Consider the following 7361-nt stretch of genomic DNA (forward strand, 5'->3'; position numbering starts at 1 on the left):
GTCCTGTGCGGTGGCCACGATGGCCGGCACCTCGCCGCCCGGCCCGTTCAGGTGCGGCTCAACGACGTGCAGGACGAACCCGGCGGTGACCGCGGCGTCGAACGCGTTGCCCCCGCGTTCGAGGATGCCCATCGCCGCCTGGCTGGCGAGCCAGTGGGTGGAGGACACCATGCCGAAGGTGCCCTGCAACGTGGGTCGGGTGGTGAACGTCATGACAACACCTCACTGGGATCTGCGGTGCGAACGTCGGGGCCGGTGCCGTCCGGCTGGACCAGGTGGCACGCGGCCATGCCGTCGCCGATCGCGGTCTGCGCCGGCACCTCGGTCGCGCACCTGTCGAAGGCGAGCGGGCACCGGGTCCGGAACCGGCAGCCCGACGGCGGGTCGAGCGCGGACGGCAGGTCGTCGCCGAGCAGCACCGGCTGACGGTGGCGCTGACGCACCGGATCAGCCACCGGCGCGGCGGACAGCAGCGCCTGCGTGTACGGGTGGGCGGGCCGGGCGAAGATCCGCTCGCGGCTGCCCCGCTCGACGAGTTGCCCCAGGTACATGACCGCGATCTCGTCGGCCAGGTACTCGACGGCGGAGAGGTCGTGGGTGATGAAGAGGCAGGCGAACCCGATGTCGCGTTGCAGGTCGGCGAGGAGGTTGAGCACCGACGCCTGCACCGACACGTCGAGCGCGCTGGTCGGTTCGTCGGCGATGAGCAGCATCGGTTCGGAGATCAGTGCCCGTGCGATGCTGACCCGCTGGCGTTGCCCGCCGGACAGTTCGTGGGGATAGCGACGGGCCACCTCGGCGCGCAGGCCCACCCGTTCCAGTTGGGGAGCGACGCGGGCCTCCCGCTCGCGCCGGGACATCCGTTTGCCGGAAAGCCGCAGCGGCTCGGCCACGATCTCACCCACCAGCATGCGCGGGTCCAGGGACGCGGCCGGGTCCTGGAAGACGATCGACACCGCGCCGCGATGGGGGCGCAGGTGCCGTCGGGACAGGTGGGTGACGTCAGTGCCGGCGATCCGCACCGTTCCCGCTGTCGGCTCGACGAGGCGCACCACGCAGCGGCCCACCGTCGACTTTCCGGAGCCGCTCTCCCCCACCAGGGCGGTGACCCGGCCGCGCGGGATGGTCAGCGACACCCCGTCCACGGCACGCACCGGGCCGAAGTGCATCACCAGGTCCGTGATCTCCAGGGCGTTCGGCTGCGGCGTCATCGGTTCGCCTCCTGAGGGGCCGTCTCGCACGGGTGCCAGCAGGCCGCGACGTGGTCGGTGCCACCGACCCCCGCCAGCGGCGGGGCGGCCGTGCGGCACCGCTCGTCGGCGGCCGGGCAGCGATCCGCGAAGGTGCAGGCGTCGGGTTGGCTGGCCAGGACGGGCACCAGCCCGGGGATCTCGGTCAACCGGTCCGTCCCGGCGTGCCGGCCCGGCTGCGGCGACGCCGACAGCAGACCGGCGGTGTACCGGTGTCGGGGGTGGGCGAACAGGTCGTCCACCGGTGCCCGTTCCGCCACCCGTCCCGCGTACATGACGACGACGCGGTCCGCGATGTCGGCGATCACGCCGAGGTCGTGGGTGATGATGAGGACACTCGTGCCGAGCTGGTCGCGCAGGTTCCGCAGCACCTGCAGGATGCCGGCCTGCACGGTGACGTCCAGTGCGGTGGTCGGCTCGTCGGCCACCAGCACCTTCGGGCCGCAGGCCACCGCCATCGCGATCATCACGCGCTGGCGCATGCCGCCGGAGAGCTGGTGCGGATAGGTGTCGACGCGTTGGGCCGCGGACGGGATCCCGACGAGCGTCAGCAACTCGACGGCGCGCGCCCGCGCCGCCCGCCGGGACATCCGCTCGTGGACCTGGAGCACCTCGCCGATCTGCCTCCCGACGGTGAGCACCGGGTTCAACGACGTCATCGGTTCCTGAAAGATGTAGGCGATCTCCCGGCCCCGGACCCGGCGAAGCGCCGCCTCGCGGGCCCCGATCAGCTGGGTGCCGTCCAGGCGTACCGAGCCGGTGACCCGGGCGCTGCCCGGTAGCAGCCCGGCGATGCTCATCGCGGTGACGCTCTTTCCGCACCCCGACTCGCCCACCATCCCAACGATCTCGCCGGGCGCGAGGTCAAGGCTGACACCGTCGACCGCCGAGACGGTGCCGGTCTCGGTGGGGAACGACACCGACAGGTCGCGGATCTCCAGCACGGGCGCTCCGGCCGTGGTCATCGTCGGTCTCCCTTCGGGTCGAGGGCGTCGCGCAGGGCGTCACCGAAGACGTTGAACGCCAGCGCCAGCCCCATGATGACGACGCCGGGCAGGACGGCGGCCCACGGTGCGCGGGCGGCGAACTGCTGGGCGGTGGCCAACATGGTGCCGAGGCTGGGAGCCGGGGGCTGGATGCCGAGGCCGAGGAACGACAGCACCGCCTCGCCGAGGATCGCGGCCGGGATGGCGACGGTGGCCTGCACCAGGATCACCGACGTCGCGTTTGGCAGGATGTGCCGGGCCAGCACCCACAGGTCGCTCGCGCCGTCGACGACGGCCGCCGCCACGAAGTCGAGTGACTTGAGGCGCAGGGTGTCCGAGCGGACCACCCGGATCACCCCGGGGATCTGGGCGATGCCGATGGCCACCGCGGCGTTGCCGAGGCTGGCGCCCCGGATGGCCGCCAGCCCCACCGCCATGATCAGGAACGGGAACGCCAGCAGCAGGTCGGTGAAGCGGGAGATCACCGCGTCCCAGGCCCGGAAGTAGCCGGCCGCGAGCCCGAGTGGCACCCCGATGACCAGGGACGTGGCCACCGCGAGGAGCCCCACCTGCAACGACGCCCGGGCACCGAGCATGATGCGGGAGAGGACGTCGCGGCCGAGGTCGTCGGTGCCCAGCAGGTGCCCGGCGGTGCCGGGCGGTGCGAACGTACGGGCGAAGTCGGTCTGGTCGACCGAGTAGGGCGCGAGCCAGGGCGACAGCACGGCGATGACGCCCGCCAGCGCGAGCACGACGAAACTCACGACGGCGAGCGGGTTTCGGCGCAGCCGCCGCAGCACGCGGGTACGCCGGGTGACGCTGGCGGTGCCGGTCTCCGCCATCGGTACGGTGAGGACGGTCATGCCGGATCTCCCGTCACCCGGATGCGGGGATCGATGACCGAGTAGAGCAGATCCACGAAGAGGTTGATCACGATGTAGGCCGCCGCGGTGAGCAGGACGACGGCCTGGATCACCGGGTAGTCCCGTTGGAACACCGCGTCGATGGTCATCTTGCCGAAGCCCGGCAGCCCGAAGATCTGTTCGGTGACGACCGCGCCGGAGATCAGCCCGCCGAGTTGCAGGCCCACGACGGTCACCACCACGATGAGGCTGTTGCGCAGGGCGTGCCGGGTGATGACGGCGCGCGGTCGCAGCCCCTTCGCCTTCGCCGTCCGCACGTAGTCGGAGGAGAGCGAGTCGAGCATCGCCGAGCGGGTCTGCCGCATGATGATGGCGGCGAGGCCGGTGCCGAGGATCACCGCGGGCAGGACGATGTGGTGCAGGTTGTCCACCGGGTCCTCCAGGATCGGCACGAAGCCGGAGGCGGGGAAGAGCCCGGTCGCCACGGACAGGTAGAGGATCGCCAGCAGCCCCAGCCAGAAGTGCGGCACCGACAGGCCGATCAGGGCCAGGCCGTTGGCGAGCCACTCCGCCGGCCGTCCACGACGGACCGCCGCGAGCACCCCGGCGCCGACACCGAGCGCCGACGCGATGAGGATCGCCACGACGGACAGCTCGACGGTCACCGGCAGCGCGGTCGTGAGCATCGACGAGACCGGCGTGCCCGTGCGGATCGACACGCCGAAGTCGCCCTGCGCCATCCGCTCCACGTACTGGGCGAACTGCACCGGCAGCGGCTGGTCCAGCCCGTAGTGCCGACGGATCGCCTCCAGGGCCTCCGGCGACCGGTCCTCGCCGGCCAGCGCGAGGGCCGGGTCACCGGGGAGCGCCCGTACGCCGACGAAGACCACGATCGTCGACAACAGCAGGGTCACTGCCGACTGCCAGGCACGGGTGAGCAGATATCGGGCCACGACGACCTACTTGCCGAAGCCGGCGAAGGCCGCCCGGATGACGCCGTCCGGGTAGACCTGCAAACCCTGAACCTGCTTGCTGACGGCGGTCAGGTTGCGCTGCCGGTAGAGGTAGATCAGGGCGTCGTCCTGCTGCAGCAGGGTGACCGCCTGGCCGTACAGCTTGCGGCGCTGCTCGACGTCACCGGCCTGGCGGGCCTGGGTCAGCAGCGTGTCGAGCTGCGGGTTGCGGTAGCCGGCGACGTTCTGGCTGCCGCCGGTGCCGACGAAGTTGGTGATGTTGGCGTCCGGGTCGATCCGTCCGCTCCACCCCAGTTGCAGCAGCTCGAAGTTGCCGCGGTCCTGCTCGTCGAGGAGCGAGGAATACTCCACCGGGTTGATCTTCAGGTCGAATCCGCCGTCCTTGACCATGGACTGCAACGCCTGGGCCAGGCGCAGCGTGTCAGGGGTGTTCGAGGCGAGCATCGTCACCTCGTACGGCGTCTGCACGCCGGCCTCGGTCAGCAGCTGCTTGGCCTTGGCGGGGTCGTGCGCCGGGCAGGTCTGCGCCTCGGGGGACGAGAACGTGCTCGCTGGCGAGATCGGCGAGCAGGCGACGGCGTGCTCACCGTTGAAGACCGCGTCGACCAGGGCCTTGCGGTCGATGGCGTGCTCGAAGGCCTGCCGCACCTTGGCGTTCTGGGCGAGCGGGCGGTTGATGGGCTTGGGAGTGGTGCCGACACCGTCGACGTTGCCGACGTTGATGGTCAGGCCCTGGTATCCGAGGGACTGCGACTGAAGGACGGAGACCGCGGCGTCCTGCCGGAGCGAGGCGACGTCCTGGGTGGAGACGGAGTCGGCCACCTGCGCGTCACCGGAGCGCAGGTTGGCGGCCCGGATGCTCGCGTCGGTGAGGATCCGCCACGAGATGCCATCCAGGTGCACCTTGCTGGCGTCGTAGTAGTTCGGGTCCCGCACCACCTCGATCGAGTTCTGGGGCACCCGCTTGGCGAACTTGAAGGGACCGACGCAGACCGGCGCCGAGGCGAAGTCGTCCCCCCGGGCCTGCAGTGCCTGCGCGCTCATGATCATGCCGGCCCGGTCGGCGAGGGCGCCGAGCAGCGGCGCGAACGGCTGCTTCAGCCGTAGGACGACGGTCTGCGCGTCCGGGGTGTCGACGCCGTCGATGGGGCCGAGTTCGCTCTTGCGCGCCGACCGGGCGTTGGTGAGGTGGCGTTGCAGGGTGGCCTTCACCGCGGCCGAGTCGAACGCCGTCCCGTCCGCGAAGCGCACGCCGGGCCGCAGCGGGATGGTCACCGTCCGGCCGTCGTCGCTCGTGGTGGGCAGGGCCGTCGCGAGCTGCGGTACGACCTGCGCCTGCTCGTTGACGTCGTAGAGCTTCTCGCACATCGCCTGGAAGACGTAGCGGGAGTAGAGGCTTCTCGACAGTGTCGGGTCCAGCGCGTCGGGTTCGGCGGAGAGGGCGATGACCAGGTTGCCGCCCTGCTTCACGGAGGCGGGGTCCGCGGGCGTGCCGAAGGCGTCCTGGCCGGCCGACTGGTCGCCGCCGGACGGGTTGCCGCCATCGCTGTTCGACACCGGTGAGCAGGCGACGGCCGTGCAGACGACGGCAACCGCCGCCACCGCGGCCCGGAGCACCCGACGGCGGGGCAGTGTCGTTTCGCGGACGGAGAGGTTCGTCATGGAGAGCTCCTCAAGTGGGCGATTCGGGGAGCGTATGTTGTATACGATGACCGCCGCAAGACCTCCGTGACGGGGCTTCTCAGGCCGGGGTGCGGCCGTACAGGGCCGCGCGCAGCGCCGGCCGGAAGACCCGCCGGACATCGGCCGGGGACAGCGCACCGACCGAACGGATCGGGTTCAGGTACCGCGTGAAGATCAGCCCACCCAGCACAGCGACCGCTGCGGTGGCCCGTCGCGTCGCGTCCGGCCCGCCGATAAATTCAGCGATGCGGAGGCGCAGCTCACCGTCCAGGTAGTCCCTCAGGGCGCGCATCGTGGCGGCATCCTGCACCGCCATCCGGTTCTGCGCGGGCCCGGCGGCGTCCCACAAGCCGGTGACCGAGTCCAGCAGACGGTCGGCCAACTGCTCCCGGTTGCCCTGCAACGCCTGGTCGAGAGCGGTGGGATCAACGCAGAGCAGGTTCAGTGACTGACTGAAGAGGCCCTGCTTGGAGCCGAAGTGGTAGCTGATCAGCGCCACGTCGACGCCAGCGGCGGCGGCGACGGCCCGCAGGGTGGTGCCCGGATAACCGTGCTTCAGGAACAGCTCGCGGGCGGCCCGCGCGATGCGGGCCTTGGTGTCGGGGTTGCCGCGGGGCCGGCCCCGAGTTTTATTCAACACGGTTGAATACTGCGCTTCCCCGCTGGCACGGTCAACGCCGTCAACCCCAGCGAGGAGCGAACACATGCGCACTGTCGTCTTCGGCGCCACCGGCCCCACCGGCCGTCAGATCACCGAACAGGCTCTGGCCGCCGGCCACGAGGTCGTCGCTGTCACCCGCCGCCCGCCCGCCGGGCCACCGCGCCCCGGCCTCACCGTGGTCAGCGCCGACGTCGCCGACCCGGAGGCCGTCGACCGGGCGGTGGCCGGCGGCGACGCCGTCCTGTCCAGCCTGGGCGTCCCGCTCACCCCGAAGCCGATCACCGTCTACTCGACGGGCAACGCGAACATCCTGGCCGCCATGCACCGCCACGGGGTCAAGCGCCTGATCACCGTCAGCTCCAGCGTGCTCGACCCCACCTGGCGACCGACCGGCGAGTTCTTCTTCAACAACGTGCTGGACCCGCTGTTCAACCGCAGGGCGGGCCGCACCGCGCACGAGGACATGCGGCGGATGGAGTCCCTCGTCCGCGAGAGCGACCTGGACTGGACCATCGCCCGACCGTCCGGGCTGTTCGACCACCCGAGCGTCACCCGCTACCAGGTGGCCGAGGACGTCGCCGACGGCCTCTTCACGGCACGCGCGGACCTGGCGGCGAGCATGCTGGCGCAGCTGACCGACGAGCGGTACGTCCGGCGGGCGATGGCGGTGGTCACCACCGAGGTCAGGCCGAGCATCGCGGGTCTGATCTGGCGCGAGGCCGTGCTGAAGAAGAAGTGACCCGACGGCCGGGCCCCGGTGGGAAGCGGCCCGCTCAGCGCCGCTTCCCACCGTCCTCCTAGGAGTTGTACGCCTGCGCGGTCACCGTGACCTGACGGGCTACGCCCGGCCGCGCCGGCCAGGAGACCCGTACCTCCCGGGTCTCCCCCGGCAGCAGCCAGAAGTAGTTGTCGTCGTAGCGGGCCGGCAGAACCCGGTTGCCGTC

General features: G+C 71.3%; 9 protein-coding genes. 1 reads left to right on the forward strand and 8 read right to left on the reverse strand.

Annotated features, from left to right (window positions below; genetic code table 11):
* From KBX53_RS16095 to KBX53_RS37005, 7 genes are all read right to left on the reverse strand, one after another.
* A partial coding sequence (locus KBX53_RS16095; protein ID WP_210860119.1) for a gamma-glutamyltransferase occupies nucleotides 1-213 on the reverse strand: 213 nt, incomplete at its 3' end.
* Nucleotides 210-1211 (reverse strand): ABC transporter ATP-binding protein, encoded by a 1002-nt coding sequence (locus tag KBX53_RS16100; RefSeq protein ID WP_210860120.1) that lies wholly within the window; start codon nucleotides 1209-1211, stop codon nucleotides 210-212. The genes KBX53_RS16100 and KBX53_RS16095, both read right to left, overlap by 4 nt.
* Nucleotides 1208-2215: an ABC transporter ATP-binding protein gene (locus tag KBX53_RS16105; RefSeq protein ID WP_210860121.1), complete on the reverse strand. Its 1008-nt coding sequence runs from the start codon at nucleotides 2213-2215 to the stop codon at nucleotides 1208-1210. Before KBX53_RS16105 ends, KBX53_RS16100 begins: the two co-directional genes overlap by 4 nt.
* The gene (locus KBX53_RS16110) at nucleotides 2212-3099 is read right to left on the reverse strand and encodes an ABC transporter permease (protein ID WP_030337087.1); all 888 of its coding nucleotides are present in this window, start codon (nucleotides 3097-3099) and stop codon (nucleotides 2212-2214) included. The genes KBX53_RS16105 and KBX53_RS16110 overlap by 4 nt, the downstream gene beginning before the upstream one ends.
* Entirely contained in the window at nucleotides 3096-4052 is a 957-nt protein-coding gene (locus KBX53_RS16115) for an ABC transporter permease (protein WP_210860123.1), read from the reverse strand. Before KBX53_RS16115 ends, KBX53_RS16110 begins: the two co-directional genes overlap by 4 nt.
* 6 nt (nucleotides 4053-4058) lie before the next feature.
* Complete coding sequence (locus KBX53_RS16120) at nucleotides 4059-5735, reverse strand: ABC transporter substrate-binding protein (RefSeq protein WP_210860125.1); 1677 nt, start codon at nucleotides 5733-5735, stop codon at nucleotides 4059-4061.
* Between the two features lie 79 nt (nucleotides 5736-5814).
* Complete coding sequence (locus KBX53_RS37005; protein ID WP_210860127.1) at nucleotides 5815-6396, reverse strand: TetR family transcriptional regulator; 582 nt, start codon at nucleotides 6394-6396, stop codon at nucleotides 5815-5817.
* A gap of 64 nt (nucleotides 6397-6460) precedes the next feature.
* Here KBX53_RS37005 and KBX53_RS16130 point away from each other — a divergent pair, with 64 nt between their 5' ends.
* Nucleotides 6461-7156 carry an NAD(P)-dependent oxidoreductase gene (locus KBX53_RS16130; protein WP_210860129.1) on the forward strand — a complete coding sequence of 232 codons (696 nt, stop codon included), beginning with the start codon at nucleotides 6461-6463 and terminating at the stop codon, nucleotides 7154-7156.
* 58 nt (nucleotides 7157-7214) lie between these two features.
* On the opposite strand, the gene KBX53_RS37305 is transcribed toward KBX53_RS16130, so the two are convergent.
* Entirely contained in the window at nucleotides 7215-7346 is a 132-nt protein-coding gene (locus KBX53_RS37305) for a glycoside hydrolase family 2 protein (RefSeq protein ID WP_369010006.1), read from the reverse strand.
* Nucleotides 7347-7361: the final 15 nt, after the last annotated feature.

This window comes from Micromonospora sp. M51 (assembly GCF_018070305.1).
Taxonomy (GTDB): domain Bacteria; phylum Actinomycetota; class Actinomycetes; order Mycobacteriales; family Micromonosporaceae; genus Micromonospora; species Micromonospora parva.

What these genes read in the sequence shown, in the direction of transcription:
- KBX53_RS16110 (WP_030337087.1), bottom strand. Translation starts at nt 3,099, where the DNA reads ATGACCGTCCTCACCGTACCGATGGCGGAGACCGGCACCGCCAGCGTC.
- KBX53_RS16120 (WP_210860125.1), bottom strand. Translation starts at nt 5,735, where the DNA reads ATGACGAACCTCTCCGTCCGCGAAACGACACTGCCCCGCCGTCGGGTG.
- KBX53_RS16100 (WP_210860120.1), bottom strand. Translation starts at nt 1,211, where the DNA reads ATGACGCCGCAGCCGAACGCCCTGGAGATCACGGACCTGGTGATGCAC.
- KBX53_RS16130 (WP_210860129.1), top strand. Translation starts at nt 6,461, where the DNA reads ATGCGCACTGTCGTCTTCGGCGCCACCGGCCCCACCGGCCGTCAGATC.
- KBX53_RS16105 (WP_210860121.1), bottom strand. Translation starts at nt 2,215, where the DNA reads ATGACCACGGCCGGAGCGCCCGTGCTGGAGATCCGCGACCTGTCGGTG.